The 15606-nt window shown below is 50.1% G+C and carries 15 protein-coding genes; 14 read left to right on the top strand and 1 reads right to left on the bottom strand.

The window, feature by feature from the left end; translation table 11 throughout:
- Nucleotide 1: 1 nt before the first annotated feature.
- A complete protein-coding gene (locus tag ABIE48_RS16760; protein ID WP_089550251.1) occupies nt 2-865 on the bottom strand; it encodes an AraC family transcriptional regulator in 864 nt (287 codons plus the stop codon).
- 236 nt (nt 866-1101) lie between these two features.
- Between ABIE48_RS16760 and ABIE48_RS16755 the strand changes: the two genes are divergently transcribed.
- The 14 genes from ABIE48_RS16755 to ABIE48_RS16690 all read left to right on the top strand — a co-directional run bounded on the left by ABIE48_RS16755 (nt 1102) and on the right by ABIE48_RS16690 (nt 15348).
- Complete coding sequence (locus tag ABIE48_RS16755) at nt 1102-1977, top strand: fumarylacetoacetate hydrolase family protein (protein WP_192713853.1); 876 nt, start codon at nt 1102-1104, stop codon at nt 1975-1977.
- 21 nt (nt 1978-1998) lie between these two features.
- A complete protein-coding gene (gucD, locus tag ABIE48_RS16750) occupies nt 1999-3465 on the top strand; it encodes an alpha-ketoglutaric semialdehyde dehydrogenase GucD (RefSeq protein WP_192713854.1) in 1467 nt (488 codons plus the stop codon).
- Between the two features lie 16 nt (nt 3466-3481).
- Complete coding sequence (locus ABIE48_RS16745; RefSeq protein WP_192713855.1) at nt 3482-5458, top strand: YjhG/YagF family D-xylonate dehydratase; 1977 nt, start codon at nt 3482-3484, stop codon at nt 5456-5458.
- Nucleotides 5459-5803: 345 nt separating this feature from the next.
- The gene (locus ABIE48_RS16740) at nt 5804-7030 is read left to right on the top strand and encodes a copper amine oxidase N-terminal domain-containing protein (protein WP_145022869.1); all 1227 of its coding nucleotides are present in this window, start codon (nt 5804-5806) and stop codon (nt 7028-7030) included.
- Between the two features lie 112 nt (nt 7031-7142).
- Entirely contained in the window at nt 7143-7580 is a 438-nt protein-coding gene (locus ABIE48_RS16735) for an Rrf2 family transcriptional regulator (RefSeq protein ID WP_145018397.1), read from the top strand.
- A gap of 497 nt (nt 7581-8077) precedes the next feature.
- Nucleotides 8078-9298 (top strand): MFS transporter, encoded by a 1221-nt coding sequence (locus tag ABIE48_RS16730; protein ID WP_192713856.1) that lies wholly within the window; start codon nt 8078-8080, stop codon nt 9296-9298.
- A 126-nt stretch (nt 9299-9424) separates the two neighbouring features.
- Nucleotides 9425-10279 carry an alpha/beta fold hydrolase gene (locus tag ABIE48_RS16725; RefSeq protein WP_192713857.1) on the top strand — a complete coding sequence of 285 codons (855 nt, stop codon included), beginning with the start codon at nt 9425-9427 and terminating at the stop codon, nt 10277-10279.
- A gap of 255 nt (nt 10280-10534) precedes the next feature.
- On the top strand, nt 10535-11059 hold the full coding sequence (locus tag ABIE48_RS16720; protein ID WP_192713858.1) for a DUF5946 family protein: 525 nt from the start codon (nt 10535-10537) through the stop codon (nt 11057-11059).
- 17 nt (nt 11060-11076) lie between these two features.
- On the top strand, nt 11077-11655 hold the full coding sequence (locus tag ABIE48_RS16715) for an MBL fold metallo-hydrolase (RefSeq protein WP_192713859.1): 579 nt from the start codon (nt 11077-11079) through the stop codon (nt 11653-11655).
- A 302-nt stretch (nt 11656-11957) separates the two neighbouring features.
- Nucleotides 11958-12224, top strand: a complete 267-nt coding sequence (locus ABIE48_RS16710; protein ID WP_145018408.1) for a CD3324 family protein — start codon at nt 11958-11960, stop codon at nt 12222-12224.
- A gap of 132 nt (nt 12225-12356) precedes the next feature.
- Nucleotides 12357-13211, top strand: coding sequence for a GNAT family N-acetyltransferase (locus ABIE48_RS16705; RefSeq protein WP_192713860.1), 855 nt, complete (start codon nt 12357-12359; stop codon nt 13209-13211).
- 170 nt (nt 13212-13381) lie between these two features.
- A complete protein-coding gene (locus ABIE48_RS16700) occupies nt 13382-14020 on the top strand; it encodes an HD domain-containing protein (RefSeq protein WP_145018414.1) in 639 nt (212 codons plus the stop codon).
- Between the two features lie 172 nt (nt 14021-14192).
- On the top strand, nt 14193-14744 hold the full coding sequence (locus ABIE48_RS16695; protein WP_260869123.1) for a hypothetical protein: 552 nt from the start codon (nt 14193-14195) through the stop codon (nt 14742-14744).
- A 67-nt stretch (nt 14745-14811) separates the two neighbouring features.
- Nucleotides 14812-15348, top strand: a complete 537-nt coding sequence (locus ABIE48_RS16690; protein ID WP_192713861.1) for a DinB family protein — start codon at nt 14812-14814, stop codon at nt 15346-15348.
- The last annotated feature ends 258 nt before the right edge of the window (nt 15349-15606 follow it).

Genomic DNA, 15606 nt, shown 5'->3' with positions numbered 1-15606 from the left:
GTTACTGATCCGGCTCATAAGCTAAAGGCTGCTGCTGGACTTGGTTTCGGTACTCGCTGGGAGCCATCCCCGTCCACCGCTTGAACTGGCGGCTGAAATGCGAATTGGTTTTATATCCGAGAATCATGGCGATGTGATCGATCCCCAAATCGGTTTGCAGCAGCAAGCGCTGTGCCTCGTTCAGCAGCGTTTCGGACATAAACTTACGCGGGGCTTTCCCGTAGATCTGCTTAAAGATGCGGTTCACTTGCGAAGGACTCATATGAACCGACTTGGCAATGTCCTGAATCCAGGTTCGTTCGTTTTCCCGAATCTCTCCATGAAGGAGAATGTATTTTACGGAATCTTCTATTTGCTCGGCGATCTGCTGGGCAAGTGATTCCTTTTTGGATCTGGCGACGGTTGCAGTCTCTGACAGTTGGCCAACCAGGGATCCAAGAAGCTCGAAGACAGCCGCATGGACCTTCATCTGTTTGGATGTTGGGAGCGGGCTGCGCAGGTGCTCTGCCGCAAGACGATACAGCGTCGATAAAGACGGAGACAGCCCTTGGACCAATGGCGAGTCTGACGGATAATAAAATTCCTTGCAGCGGTTGAGCTCCTTGCAAAAGGATGTATCGTCCACGCTGAAGTGAACGGAAAAGTAGGTGAAACCCTGGGATCCGGCACGGGTGCAGGAATGCGTCATGCCCGGATGGATGAACAGCAGGTCCCCCCGGGACTGCCGGTATTTTCGCCCATTAATCACCATGTCCATTTCTCCCTCCACGACCCAGTGGATCTCGTACATGGGATGCTCGTGGGAAGGATAGGTCCAGCGGGAATCCACTTTTCGCGCATGCAAGCCCAACAGCTGAAATGACATGCGGACATCGGGAAGACGGCCAACATAGACTCCGGGAAGCTCGGTCACGGCGATACCCTCCTCTGTATGGTACAAGTTTAGTTATCAATTTGTTACGATTATAGCTTGATCCTTCCGGAAAAGAAATGCGTGAAAAGGGTAAATCGAAGTGAAGATTAGCGTATCGTCAAGGTTCATAGGCGATGATATGGTAGTATTATCAACCCTTATAGGGAGAAATTGGGGGGCAATATTGAATGCGAATTATTCGATATTTGGACGGACGGCAGACGAGGCTCGCGGCGGTTACGGATGATGAGAGGGCTTATCCATTGCCTCACTCTGATTTGAAGTCGTTGATCGATGAGGCCAGGGAGAAAGGCGTTTCACCTGTCCGAGTTGTTGAAAGCGCTATTACACCGCAAAATGAGCTGACTGCCGCATGGCCGTCATTGCAGCTGCTTACTCCAGTAGATGCGCCGGAGGTCTGGGCAGCCGGCGTCACCTATCAGCGCAGCCGGGAGGCAAGGAATTATGAAGCCACTGGCGGAAGAATGGATGCGGAGACGTTCTACGACAAAGTCTATGACGCCGTGAGACCTGAAATATTTTTGAAATCCACGGCAGCACGCACGGTCGGACCGAATCAGGATGTAACGCTGCGCAGCGATTCGGTATGGCAAATCCCCGAGCCGGAACTTGGCTTGGTGCTTGCCGGAGACGGGACCATCGTGGGATACACGGCTGGCAATGACATGAGCTGCCGCGATATCGAGGGGGAGAACCCGCTTTATCTGCCGCAAGCAAAAATATGGCGGAAGTCCTGCTCGATCGGGCCCGCGATCCGGCTCGCAGATACCGTGGAAGACCCCTACGATTTCAGAATCGTCTGTCAGATTTACCGCGAAGGCCTCGTTGTGGTTGAAAGTGAGGCAAGCACAAGTCAGTTAAACCGCAAGCTGGATGAGCTGGTCCGCTTCCTGACGGCGGACAACGATTTGTTTGACGGTACCGTTCTGTTGACGGGCACAGCTATTGTGCCGCCGGCCGACTTCACGCTTGCTCCCGGCGACCGCATCGAGATTTCAATTAGCGGGATCGGGACGTTGGTGAACCACGTTATATCAAACTAGGTATTTGGGGAGGAAATTGTAATGACAGCATTCCAGGGAGAACAGATTTATCGCAATTTCATCAATGGAGAATGGACGGCGGCTTCCACCGGACAAACGGAGCCCAGCATCAACCCCGCCAATCGCCATGAAGTGGTCGGGTATGTACCGGTTTCCACAGAAGAGGATGTAAACCGTGCCGTTGCAGCAGCTACAGCAGCCCGTCGGGCTTGGCGCAGCCTGCCCGGGTCGGAACGCGGCAATATCCTGTTTCGTGCGGCCAGCGTATTGGAACGGCGGGTAGATGAGGTTGCCGAGGCAATGACAAGGGAAATGGGCAAGACGCTGGCGGAGGCCAAGGGGGAGACGATGCGCGGGGTCGCTATCTTGCGGTACTACGCCGGTGAGGGGATGCGCAAGTCCGGTGACGTGATACCTTCGACGGACAGCGAGGCGCTGATGTTCACGACCCGGGTGCCGCTAGGGGTTGTCGGTGTGATCGCCCCGTGGAATTTCCCCGTAGCCATCCCCCTCTGGAAGACTGCGCCAGCTCTGATATACGGCAACACCGTTGTGTTGAAACCGGCCCAGGAAACGGCGGTGACCGCAGCCAAATTGGCCGAATGCTTCGAGGAGGCGGGAATTCCTGCGGGTGTCTTCAATCTTGTATGCGGCAGCGGTTCGGTGGTCGGTTCGGCGCTTGTGGAGCATCCGGACGTGGGCGGAATCACTTTCACGGGCTCCAACGAAGTCGGGAAGCGCGTCGGCGCGGCCGCACTGGCCCGAGGAGCCAAGTACCAGCTCGAGATGGGCGGCAAAAACCCGATTATTGTCGCCGGGGATGCGAACCTGGATTTGGCGGTCGAAGCGACGATCAGCGGCGGCTTGAAATCCACCGGCCAAAAGTGCACGGCGACCAGCCGGGTGATCGTTGTACGCGAAGTGTATGAAGCCTTTAAAGCGAAGCTGCTGTCCCAAGTCGAGGGCATTCGGCTTGGTGACGGCATGTTGCCCGAGACCTGGATGGGGCCCTGCGCTAATGAAAGACAGCTGGAAACTGTGTTGCACTACATCCAAAAAGGGCTGGATGAAGGAGCCGTATTGCTGACCGGAGGGGCAAGGGCGAGCGGCCCGGCACTTGAGGACGGGTTCTATGTCCAGCCGACCGTATTTGACGGGGTGACTCCTCAAATGTCCATTGCCAGGGAGGAAATTTTCGGTCCGGTGCTTGCCCTGATTGCCGTGGATAGCCTTGAAGAAGCGATAGCGACGGCCAACAATAGCGATTATGGCTTGAGTGCCTCCATCTATACGCAAAATATAAGCGCCATGCTGTCCTTTATTCAGGACATGGATGCCGGGCTGGTACGGGTGAACGCGGAAACAGCGGGTGTTGAGCTGCAGGCCCCGTTCGGCGGGATGAAAATGTCGAGCTCGCACTCCAGGGAACAGGGGCAGGCGGCCATTGAATTTTTCACTTCCATCAAAACGGTTTTCGTGAAGCCATAATCTTGGGGAGGGTGCCATGCACAATTCGATCAAGTCGATCATGGGGAAGGATGACCTGGCAAGCGGTGACATTACAACGCATGCCCCCGGGGTACAGGGAAGGCTGCCATTAACAGATGATCTGCTGAGAAATGCTCCAAGCGGAGACCTGTTTGGCATGTCCCAAAACGTCGGGATGGGCTGGAAGCCGGGAGAACTGAACGGAAAGCAGTTTCTGATTCTGAGCACACAGGGAGGGATTCGCCAAGAGGACGGCAGTCCCGTAGCCCTGGGATATCACACAGGACACTGGGAGGTTGGCTTGCTGATGAAGGCTGCGGCGGAGGAAATTTCCGGCCGCGGTGGTATCCCGTTCGCCGGCTACGTGAGCGACCCCTGTGACGGCAGGTCACAGGGAACGTCGGGTATGTTCGATTCGCTCCCCTACCGGAACGACGCAGCCCTCGTGTTTCGCCGGCTTATCCGCTCGTTGCCTACGCGAAAAGGTGTTATTGGCGTTGCCACCTGTGATAAGGGGCTGCCTGCCATGATGCTTGCGCTTGCGGGCATGCCGCAGCTTCCGGGAATTATCGTTCCCGGAGGGGTAACGCTTCCGCCGACCGAAGGGGAGGATGCCGGCAAAATTCAAACGATCGGCGCCAGGTACTCAAGCGGCGAACTCACGCTGGAAGCAGCGGCGGAACTTGGCTGCCGGGCCTGCGCGACGCCTGGTGGGGGATGCCAGTTTCTCGGTACGGCGGCAACGGCCCAAGTTGTCGCCGAGGCGCTTGGCATGACGGTTCCTCATGCCGCGCTCGCGCCTTCGGGCCAGCCCATCTGGGAGGAAATGGCTCGTCAATCCTCCCGTGCGCTGATGGCGATGGAGTCTCAAGGACTGCGGATGGGTGACATCCTCACAGATGCGGCAGTACGAAATGCCATGGTCGTTCATGCTGCGTTCGGAGGCTCGACCAATCTGCTGCTCCACATCCCAGCGATCGCCCACGCAGCCGGATTACAGGTGCCGGCGGTCCAGGATTGGATCCAAGTCAACCGGGATGTACCGCGCATCGTCAGCGTACTACCGAACGGCCCGGTTTTTCACCCGACCGTTCGGGTATTTCTGGCCGGAGGCGTGCCGGAGGTGATGCTGCACCTCAGACGTCTCGGCGTACTGGATGAATCGGTGCTTACAGTAACGGGCTCCTCACTGGGAGAAGTTCTTGATTGGTGGGAATCGTCGGAGCGTCGTCATCGGCTGCGCAAGCAGCTTAAGGAAAAGGACGGAATCGATCCGGACAGTGTCATTATGAGCCCGGAACAATCGAGGCTCCTTGGCATCACTTCTACCGTCACGTTTCCAACCGGGAATATCGCTCCGGAAGGCTCTGTGATCAAATCCACATCGATAGACCCTTCCGTCCTGAATGAGGAAGGCATATATCATCATAAAGGCAGGGCCAAGGTGTTTACAACCGAACGCGACGCGATCCGTGCGATTAAGAACGGGGGTATTCAGGCAGGGGATATCATGGTTCTCATTGGCCGGGGACCGTCCGGAACGGGCATGGAGGAAACGTATCAGCTCACGTCCGCGCTTAAGCACCTGTCCTTCGGTAAATATGTGTCGCTTATCACTGATGCCCGTTTTTCAGGCGTTTCAACCGGCGCGTGCATCGGTCATGTCGGCCCTGAAGCGCTGGCAGGCGGACCGATCGGCAAGCTCAAGGACGGCGATTTGATTGAAATTGTCGTTGACCGGAACCGGCTGGAAGGGCGGGTTGATTTTATCGGAGAAGGGGACCAGGAGATAACGCCGGATGAAGGGGCCCGATTGTTGGCCCAGAGGCCATTCCACCCAGGAATGCGTCCCGATGATGACCTCCCGGACGACACGAAGCTATGGGCTGCTCTGCAAGCCGTCAGCGGAGGCACATGGAAAGGCAATGTTTATGATGTGGAGCGAATCGTCACAGCTATCGAAGCCGGAAAAAAGGCGCTCGGTTGGAACTAAAACCTAGTAAACCTGATCAAAATTCTGTAAGGAAATTATGGGATGGTCATTGCTTTCATATCAATAGAAGGACTGCTGATTATTTCGGTGGTCCTTTTGTTATTGAAGTAAAGGGCTGTTATTCAAGACAGGGACATCAAGCTTAACGGAGGTATGGAACAACAGAGATATGCATAGGGGAATAAGAGCTGGCCGAGATAGCTTCTGGTAGAGCGGCTCTTGTGGGTTAAGCGTAATTTGCCCGTTGAGCTTGTTACCAATTATTACATACCGTATAATTTCAATGTGCGGCCAAGTGTGCACAATGCGGTAAAGAACAAATTTAATAAGATAAGGAAGTCACTCATGAGAAAATGGTTAGTATGCACATTGGCGATCATGCTGAGCTTAGGTGCATTTTCCCCCGCGATCTACGCTTCTGAAGTCCGTGTATCCGTGGATGGGCGTGAAGTACAATTCCCAGACGGACACCCCTATGTCGATCAAAAATCCAGCCTTACGATGGTTCCGCTTGCTTTTGTATCCGACAAGCTCGGAGCGACAACGAAATGGAACGGAAGTTTAAAACAAATCACGATCTCGCTTAACCGTGACATCATTATTTTGGTGATTGGCCATAGTTATGCACTGGTGAATGGGAAAAGGGTGGACTTTGCAGGGTCGGCGGTGCTTAAAAATGGCCGCACGATGGTTCCGCTGCGCTTTATTAGTGAAGCTCTACACTCCAACGTGGATTGGCAGCCTTCGAGCAATCTGGTGAGCATCATGTCTTCGGTGGCCCGGGTTCCGAAAGGAACATGGATATGGGACAGTCACATCCTCAAACAGGATCAAGATCAAATCATAAATTTCGCAAAAGTAAAAGGTGTAACATCCATTTACCTTCAAATCGACAGAGATCTAGATCCGGCAATATATGAAGGCTTCATCCGGAAAGCGAAGATGGAAGGAATTCAAGTGGAGGCACTTGAGGGCCGTCCCGAATGGGCCAAAAAGTCTGCGCAGGGGGATATTCAAAAATTTATAGCGTGGGTGAAAGCCTATAATTCCTCTGTTGGCCCGGAAGCAGGCTTCACAGGATTGCATTTCGATATTGAGCCTTATGGTCTTAGCGAATGGACCACGGACAATAAGACCATTCTTGAAAGCTGGATGGACAATTTGAGACTGATTGAGAAAGAAAGCAAAGGAAGCGGCTTGAACATTGCGATCGACGTTCCGTATTGGCTGAATACGATTAAATTACCGGGAAAGGATTACAGCATGAGCGCATGGATGCTGGAGAAGTTCGATTCCCTTGTCATCATGAATTATCGGAATCATGCGTTGGGCGGTAATGGCATTGTGGAAAATGCACAGGCCATGCTGAGGGAAGCTTCCACGCTGAACAAGAAGATTGTTATTGCTGTCGAAACGGTCAAAAGCAATGAGGGTCCGCGAGTCTCATTCTATTCCATGAGCAGCGATATGATGGATAAAGAGCTGCAGTCCGCCCATAATCAATTGGCTCATTATGCAAGCTATGCCGGCTTCGCCATCCACGATTTCAAAAGCTGGCAGGACATGAAGTAAGAAGCCAATCCATTACAAAGTACACCTTATAGCTGCTGGAAAGAGAAAGGGAGCCGTTGACGGGGGGCGTTCAATGAAACTATAATGGTTTTATTGAAAGGGGATGCCGAAAATGGCTATCGTAAGCCGCTACACCGTTGCACTTCATATATTGACTTGGCTGGCTTATTGGTCGGAGAAGGACGAATTTTTTCCTTCCGACCGGATTGCAAACAGCGTGGGAACGAGCCCGGTTTTTCTGAGACGGATTCTCGGCCAGCTCGCGAAAGCAGGCCTGGTTCTTGTGCAGCACGGAGGGACAGGGGCTGGATGGAAACTGGCGCGCCTTCCGGAGGAGATCAGCCTGCTGGACGTGTACGAAGCCGTTGTGCAGACGCCACTATTCGAGCTGCATCACAGCCAGCCGAACCCGAGCTGTATTATCGGCCATGGCATTCAGCCGGCTCTGCAATCGGTTTATGAGGACAGCGAGGAAGCGTTGAAGCGCCGGCTGGCACAGGAATCGATCCGTGATCTGGTCGCCTCGTCGCTGGAGCAAGGGAAGCGGTGATGCCGCCGCAAGGGTAGGCATTCTTCGAGAACCGCTTGCCGGAGTGGGCTAGATTAACGGCCAGCAGCTGCTGGATCCGAGATTCCGGCCTCCGGAGACCCCGGGTGAGAAATCTGTCACGCCGTTTGACAGACCCGCGTTTTTTTGCTCTTCAATGTAACTGATTCAGTTTCAATGAAAGGAGGTGGCAGGCGACTGCTCACTTTCATGTGAGGATGGAAGTGGGGAAAAGGTTGTGTTGAGAAATAACAGCAGCCTGATCGCGGGCGCGAGTGAGAAGCAGGTATGATATTAGATTATCCTTCAGCTGGCGCCTTGTCCGAGGTATGTATCGAATCGGCTGGATGTGGGCTCATTACGGTGTTCAGTGTAACCGATTCGGTTGTATTGATGACGAGAAGAATTTTAGATGTAACCGAAATTGAGCTTTTTTTGCTTCTCAATGCAACTGATTCAGTTCTATTGACAAGACGAATCTAAATAAGGAGAGGGATTTCATGGACAAACGGATTTTTTGGCTGGCGCTTGGGGCGTTTGCGGTCGGCACGGAAGGGTATATGATCGGCGGGCTGCTGCCAACACTGGCGGCGGCGATGCATGTGTCGACGGCGCTTGCTGGACAACTGGTGACGGCGTTCGCGCTAGTATACGCTTTTTCGTCGCCGCTGTTGACGACTCTGACAGGGAGGATGGAACGCAGGAAACTGCTGTTCGGTTCGCTGCTGCTGCTCACTGTCGGAAACGTGCTGTGCGGGTTCGCCTCTTCATATGGCCTGATGATGACCGGGCGGATTGTCGCCGCGCTGGGGGCAGGCCTGTTCTCGCCGGGGGCCGTCGCTGTCGCCTCCACGCTGGCCGCGCCTGAGAAAAGAGGGCGCGCGGTGTCGATCGTCATTGCCGGGCAGACCGTCTCCCTGATCCTGGGCGTCCCCTTCGGGATGTGGGTCGCCCTGACGTTCGACTGGCGTACGACGTTCTGGATCGTTGGCGGGGTTGCGCTGCTCGCCGCGCTAGCCATCCGGCTGCTGTTCCCGAAGGTGGCGCCGGGCGCGGCGATCGGCATACGGGAACGCCTATCGTATCTGAAGAAGCCGGAGCTGCTATCCGCCTTGTTGATTACGCTTGCTTGGGCTACCGGTATTTTTGCGCTCTTTACGTATGTTTCCGAACTCTTTTCCGGCTATGGTGCCGGAGGCCGGACGATCAGCATGGTGCTGTGCCTCTCCGGTATCGCCAGCTTCATCGGGGTGCGGACAGGCGGCTTGGCTGCGGACCGGATCGGACCGAACCGGGCGATTCCGCTGGCGCTTACCCTGCTCACAGCCGCGCTTATCTTGATGTCCGCATTATACGGCTTTGCCGGCCGGCCTGGTATTCTCGCCATGGCGGTGGCTGCTATGGCACTGTTCGGCTTCAGCGGTTACATGTTCAATCCTGCGCAGCAGCACCGTCTGATCGGGCTGTCGGGGCCTTCGTCCGGCATCGTCCTGTCGCTGCAGTCTTCCGTCCTGTACGTCGGCAGTGCCTTGGGCGCATCGGCCGGAGGAGCTGTCGTGCGCTTCGCTACCGTCGGTGAAATAGGCTATTTCGCAGGCGCTATGACGGCGCTGTCGCTCGTCTTGTTTGCGGTTAGCCTGCGTCTGGAGCGGCGCATGAAACGGCGGGCAGCCGTAACGGGGCACGCGCACGCTGCAGACGAGTCGGGTGCCGCCGGCTAAGCTCAGCTGGCTTTTACATCCGTCCGCATTATGTAATTACGATGTGTCAATGGTGACAAGATGCTGTCATATTTTGAATGCTACGATTGAGAGGTGATCAGAAAATTTCGATAGGAGTGAGAAGGTTTGTTCACACACCGGGAAGTACGTGTCAAAGAAGTCCCGATCCATGTAGTCGAAGCTGGTTCCATATCAAAACCGACTGTGTTTTTTATTCATGGTTGGCCGACCTGTTGGCTGGAATTTGAAGGCGTGATGCACAGGCTTGCCGAAGAGTATCATGTTATCGCCATCGACATCCCCGGGATCGGGAATTCAGTCATTCCTTTGCAGTCATACAGCAAACGCAATATAGCCGAGTATGTTCGAGGAATTATGGATCATATGAATTTGCAAGATGTGACGTTGGTAGGGTGTGATGCTGGGGGCCAGGTGACGTATGCTTTTCTGAAAAGCTTTCCTGACAGGTTATCGCGCGCGGTAATTATGAATGTCGCCATTCCTGGAGTTGATCCGTGGAACGAGGTGAAAAGTAATCCTTACATCTGGCATTTTGGTTTTCATAACGTGCCTGAATTGCCCGAGATACTGGTTTCAGGCAAAGAACTTCCTTATTTCTCCTTTTTCTATGACGTGCTGGCCGGAAAGGGCAAGCGAATGAGTGATGCCCGCAGAACATTATATGCCGAAGCCTATTCCCGTTTAGACGCATTGAAAGCAGGATTTGATTTATACAGAAGATTTCATGAAGATGAACAGGATAATGCCGCTTCAAAACATGTTACCGTGTCAACGCCAGTTCTGTACTTGCGAGGATCGGATGAAAACGCGGATATTGAAAAATACCTTGCCGGATTTAGAGAAAATGGCCTGCAACATATCAAAGCCACAACCATCGAAAATTGCGGTCATTTTTCAGCAGAAGAACAGCCTGAACGAGTTGCAATGGCCATAAAGGAGTTTATCCTTAGTTCTTTGTAACGTTAAATGGCTTGGCTAGCAGTACGATGGTACATGGCAAAGTTGTAAGACAACCAGAACAAAAAATCACTTAAGAGCCGCATTGTTGCGGCTTTTTATCATTTCTCGGCCTGTGATCTTGCCAAAACCGGAGGCAATCTCAAACGACCCTTTCAATAGCTTATTGACCTTAACGTTACGTCAACCCTTAAAATGATCACAAAAGGGCGATTCAAGTTTTCAGGGATCTGTGTTCACGAAGGGAAGGTGAGTTCTATGCAAAATATAGAGCGACAAGCCCAGAAAAAGGGGATTGAGTTGAAGGATTACGGCAGATGCCAATTTTGCGGGTCGAATACTAGGGGTGGAGTGTTTGAATGCTTTGATGTTTTCAACGATCTGGCAATGAACTTTATGGAAGGGAATAATCTATTCACATTTATATATGCCGATGCACATTGTTTGCAGCATTCGGAGGTTCATGGGGGATGGAACAACAATTTGCATCTCACCAGACAGTATTTAATCCTTGAACAAGCTATAGCATGGGAGTATGCAAAGACAAGCCAGTTGAGCAATATTCTGGATCAATACAAACGGTCACACCCGGATATTTTGATTCCTGCATTGCCGCTGCAGCAAAGAGGACATTTAACGGTTACAGACTTAATCGGGCTAAAGCAGAAAGAACTCGAATTCATGGTATTCAAATGGGCATATGATGTCTACCATTCATATGATCGGTACCATACAAATGCAAAAGTTGTGGGAGATCTATATATCAACAAATATGAACGATAACAATGGGGGAAGGCGAGATGAATGTAATAAATATCGGCTACGGTTCGACCAATTATTATGCGATCGGCTTCCAGGAAAAGTACCTTCTCATTGATGTGGGGTTACCCGGTACGTTGGGGAAGATGGCCAGTCAATTGCGAAAATATAACATCCAATGGAGTGACATTCACTATTTGATGGTTACGCATTTTCACCCTGATCATTGCGGAATCGCACAAGAGATACAATCCATGGGTGTAGAGCTTATTATCAGCCGAACGCAGTCGGATTTTCTTGAAAGTGCAAACGAGACCATGAAAAAGTTCTCCAGTTTTAAAGAAATAAAGGTGGAAGCCCATAATATTATCAATGAACATGATCAGGCCGTCCTCACTAAAAAAATGGGCATTCCAGGATATATTCTTCATACACCCGGTCACTCAGATGATTCCATTAGTATTGTTATCAAGGGGCTGGGTATTTTTACAGGGGATTTACCCTATAACCACCATATGAGTATGGAAACGAATGAAAAGGTTAATCAAAGCTGGTCACGGTTAAGAAATACAAACGAACACAAGGTATTCCCTGGGCACGGCCAACCCCTCATGCTTTGAATGACAGTTAGTCTCAGTTCCAGACATTTACATGAAGTGGAGAAATCAGTAAAATAAACATATTATCAATTGTAATCTTTGGTATTGATCAGACACCGATCATTTTTTTGAAAGTGAGGTCTCGAATGATGAGAAAATCTACGATCAGCTCCATGCAAAGTCTTGTACTATAAACAACGGCGGTTGTTTGTATGGAGCTCAGAATTCATTTTTACCGCCTGAATATCAGCGTTCATGATAGTTGTTTATAGGATAGGCTTTGCAACCTTAAATTTTAATAAATTTTAAGGAGCAGAGCTATCATGAAGTATGTAAACGCAGATATCATTTTTCCGGAAGAGCTTTTAAAGGAAATACAGAAATATATCCACGGAAGCATGGTTTACATCCCAACCCCTGAAGGACAACGGAAGAAATGGGGAGAAAATTCAGGAAGCCGAAAACATTTGAGCCTCAGAAACGAAACCATACGTCAGCAATATATCGATGGTGCAACGATCGATGAACTTTCTGATCAATTCTGCCTTTCCATCGACAGTATTAAAAAAATCATTTATTCCAAAATATAAGCCGTAGAAATCACATCATAGGTTATGATGTGATTTTTTGTGTAACAAATGATTCTGAAAGATCTTTTATATATTTCTAAACGGGATCCTTTGCTACGTTTGAAGAAACACCATTCAGAGAGGGGCATTTGGATGTCATTACAAGTTCGTCCATATCGTTCTGAATTTGAGGAAACGGTAAAAAACTTAAGTCACAAAGCATGGATCCTTTTTAAATATAATCAAGATTACGATCATCAGAGGATGAGCTGCGTATTTAACGAGGACGGGAATTTAATATGTGTGGGATATTTACGACACGGAATTGCGGATAATCATGATGTATTCGAAATCGAAATGCCCACGAATGAATTAGCTTTAAACCGCATGGATGAAGTGAGGGCAGCTCTTTTCCCTACTTTTATGGATACCTGCCAAAAGCTGCGTAATCCAAACAAGAAAACGAAGCTGGTTGCGTGGAAGGACTTTTATGGTGACAGAGCGTTTTACGAAGAGAAGGGCTTTAGCCCTTTTCAAACCTATTACATAGCACGGCGTTCCCTTGAAGAAGCTGTACCTGAAGTCAGAACGCCTGTTGGAGTGAATGTCAAATATCACCCGATGGAATCCAGAGAAGAAAGAATCCAATATACCGAGCTGGAAAATCAATTTTATCAAGGTGTAGTATACCGAAGTGTAAATATGTTGGAATGGATGATGGGTGGTCCGGAGTTACATACCATTTCTGCCTTTGAAGGTGATGAGCTGGTTGGCAGCGTAATGTGTTGGCAAACCGGGGCAGTCGAGAGGTTATTCGTCATTCCTCGATGGCGTAATAAAGGGCTGGGTAGGCTTCTCATCACGAAGGGATTTGAGTATCACCTGAAGAACGGCCGAAACGAAGTGGAGACGCTGGTTCATGAACAGAATAAGGAAGCTATGTCGTTGTTAGAGTCAATGGGGTATACCTTTCCTGTAAAATTAGTACTTATGTCAATGGATATTTAGAAAAAAGAATCTGCAGCGCCCCTGGGAATATTCGAATGTCTTAAGGGGATACTGGAAATAGGTAGGAGATCATTCATTTGGTCGATAATGATCATAGAAACACCCGCATTGATCTCCATTCCATGAAACCCTAGTATTAGCTTAACGACATAAATAGGGGGCGCTTAGCGATGTCCATGTCAATCGCAGATATCCAAATACCTGATAGCAAACTGGCCAAGGAAGCGGCCGAATTACTCCGGGAACATGGCGATGATTTGCTGTGGAACCATTCAAACCGTGTATTTCTTTTCGCAGCATTCAAAGGCAACCTGAATCAATTGAAGTATGATCCGGAATTGCTCTATATCAGTTCTCTTTTCCACGATTTAGGCCTTACGCCTGCATTCCGCAGTCCTGACAAGCGCTTTGAAGTCGACGGCGCGAATGCCGCTCGAGATTTCCTGCAAAGCCGTGGCGTGCCGGAAGAATCAATCCGATTGGTGTGGGATGCCGTCGCTCTGCATACTACGATCGGAATCGTCGAATATAAAGAAAATGAAGCGGCCCTGATGAATTTTGGCGTCGGTTACGACGTCGTGGGGAAAAACTTCGAACTGATCTCGGAAGAAATTCGCCGGCAAATCGTTGATGCGTTCCCGCGAAACCGGTTTAAGCACAACATTCTGCGCGCCTTCTTTGAAGGCTTTAAGCATAAACCGGAAACGACCTACGGCACGATTAACGCCGACATATGCGAGCTGTTTCTGCCGGGCTATAAACGGCCTAATTTTTGCCATCACGTGCTTCATTCCAGATGGGAAGAGTAACAGCGCACGTTCAATCAGCCTAAGCCATGAACCTGGACAAGAGCATACACAATTCATAGCCGCGTAACTGCGGCTTTTTGTGTTTTAAGATGAATTGATGCTAAAGTATGATGCAACAAATTGGAAATTTTTAACGTCTAAGCAGTGATGATTAGGATAGGAGGGGCTGGACATGAAGAGGATTGCCATGCTGATCATTTTGGCTTTTTCGTATATGACTTTAGTTGGCTGTTCGAGCACATTAACAAGCGGTAAGGACGTAGTCGTTGAAAAACAATTAACGGGGGAACCAGAACAAGAACCAGAAAAGCAACCAGAGAGAAAATCAGATTTAAAGAAACCTCCTAAGGCTGACATTGTGATAGGGGTAAGGGTATATCCGACTAAACTCGGCACCTATTGCTGGACCTCAACCAATCAAGGTATATGTGTGGATACCGCTGGACCGGTTGAACTTTTAAAAGATGAAGTTCCTGTTTCCGTACAGCCCGGTGAAGTCGTGAAGTTTGCAATGAATGTTGAGCCCAAGCCCAACAAATATCACGTCACGCAAATGACGGCGGAGGGAAGTTCAATAGACGTTGCGGTGAAAGAGAATAGTTTTCATGCCCCCGCACAAAAAGGGACTTATTATTACTCTTACGGCGTATGGTGGATGGACGAGCTTATTGAAGATCGATCGAATGGCGACGCTTTTTATTGTTTTGTCTTAAAAGTCATTTAAAGAAACAGGAGACAATCGTAATCTGTGTTAAGACTCCCAAATATGAATCATCGAGGAGAGAGAACAAATGAATATGAAACTGATTGATATTTTCCGTATGCAATTTGACTTTGTTTGGGATACGGAGACCTGGTTTTTACCCTTAGAATCTGCTCTTGCAGGCTTAAATTCGACCGATGCAAGCTGGCAGCCCCCTGGAGGAGGGAATACCATTTGGCAAACGGTAAACCATCTAAATTATTACAACGCCCTGCTTGTCAGACAACTCCATGACACAACGCCTGGAACAGAGGCATCTGCACACAAGCCTACATATGGAGATATCGGAGAACCCCCTGATTCTAAATGGGAGGCCGTTTTGGCGGAAGATACATTTGGAGGGCCTGGAGTCCCGGCGGATTCTGACAAGTGGGCGGCAACCGTGGCAGAAACCCGCCTGATTTGTGAAGATTTGCGTCAATCGCTGGCACAAATGAACGACAGTCAGCTGGATGAGGAGCGTGTTGGGAGGCTGGCCCGTCAAATGCTGCACAACGTATACCACATCGGGCAAATCGTATTCATTCGCAAACAACAAGGTTCTTGGCCAAAGGAACGGGAATAATTTGTATATTCGCTTATAGGTCCTATAATGAAGTGCCAAAGCCTAATTTCTCACCGAATGCCGAGAAATTAGGCTTTTTCACGCTTAATAGTCATAGATGGTGAAGAACAAATGGAAAGTAGGGTGTATTAAAGAAGCTGTTGGTAATTCCGATGATAATACCTATGGGTACTATAGAATATTGCTCTGGGCTTAAGTGCAAAGCGATTCACATACAGTTCATAAATTTACTTTACAATAAGCTGAATCGTTTGTGAG

Source organism: Paenibacillus sp. OAE614 (genome assembly GCF_040546645.1).
Taxonomy (GTDB): domain Bacteria; phylum Bacillota; class Bacilli; order Paenibacillales; family Paenibacillaceae; genus Paenibacillus_AQ; species Paenibacillus_AQ favisporus.
This window is presented reverse-complemented; position numbering and strand designations above follow the sequence as displayed.

What these genes read in the sequence shown, in the direction of transcription:
- ABIE48_RS16690 (WP_192713861.1), top strand. Translation starts at nt 14,812, where the DNA reads ATGAATATGAAACTGATTGATATTTTCCGTATGCAATTTGACTTTGTT.
- ABIE48_RS16720 (WP_192713858.1), top strand. Translation starts at nt 10,535, where the DNA reads ATGCAAAATATAGAGCGACAAGCCCAGAAAAAGGGGATTGAGTTGAAG.
- ABIE48_RS16745 (WP_192713855.1), top strand. Translation starts at nt 3,482, where the DNA reads ATGCACAATTCGATCAAGTCGATCATGGGGAAGGATGACCTGGCAAGC.
- ABIE48_RS16730 (WP_192713856.1), top strand. Translation starts at nt 8,078, where the DNA reads ATGGACAAACGGATTTTTTGGCTGGCGCTTGGGGCGTTTGCGGTCGGC.
- ABIE48_RS16735 (WP_145018397.1), top strand. Translation starts at nt 7,143, where the DNA reads ATGGCTATCGTAAGCCGCTACACCGTTGCACTTCATATATTGACTTGG.
- ABIE48_RS16740 (WP_145022869.1), top strand. Translation starts at nt 5,804, where the DNA reads ATGAGAAAATGGTTAGTATGCACATTGGCGATCATGCTGAGCTTAGGT.
- ABIE48_RS16760 (WP_089550251.1), bottom strand. Translation starts at nt 865, where the DNA reads ATGTCATTTCAGCTGTTGGGCTTGCATGCGCGAAAAGTGGATTCCCGC.
- ABIE48_RS16755 (WP_192713853.1), top strand. Translation starts at nt 1,102, where the DNA reads ATGCGAATTATTCGATATTTGGACGGACGGCAGACGAGGCTCGCGGCG.
- ABIE48_RS16715 (WP_192713859.1), top strand. Translation starts at nt 11,077, where the DNA reads ATGAATGTAATAAATATCGGCTACGGTTCGACCAATTATTATGCGATC.
- gucD (WP_192713854.1), top strand. Translation starts at nt 1,999, where the DNA reads ATGACAGCATTCCAGGGAGAACAGATTTATCGCAATTTCATCAATGGA.
- ABIE48_RS16700 (WP_145018414.1), top strand. Translation starts at nt 13,382, where the DNA reads ATGTCCATGTCAATCGCAGATATCCAAATACCTGATAGCAAACTGGCC.
- ABIE48_RS16695 (WP_260869123.1), top strand. Translation starts at nt 14,193, where the DNA reads ATGAAGAGGATTGCCATGCTGATCATTTTGGCTTTTTCGTATATGACT.
- ABIE48_RS16705 (WP_192713860.1), top strand. Translation starts at nt 12,357, where the DNA reads ATGTCATTACAAGTTCGTCCATATCGTTCTGAATTTGAGGAAACGGTA.
- ABIE48_RS16710 (WP_145018408.1), top strand. Translation starts at nt 11,958, where the DNA reads ATGAAGTATGTAAACGCAGATATCATTTTTCCGGAAGAGCTTTTAAAG.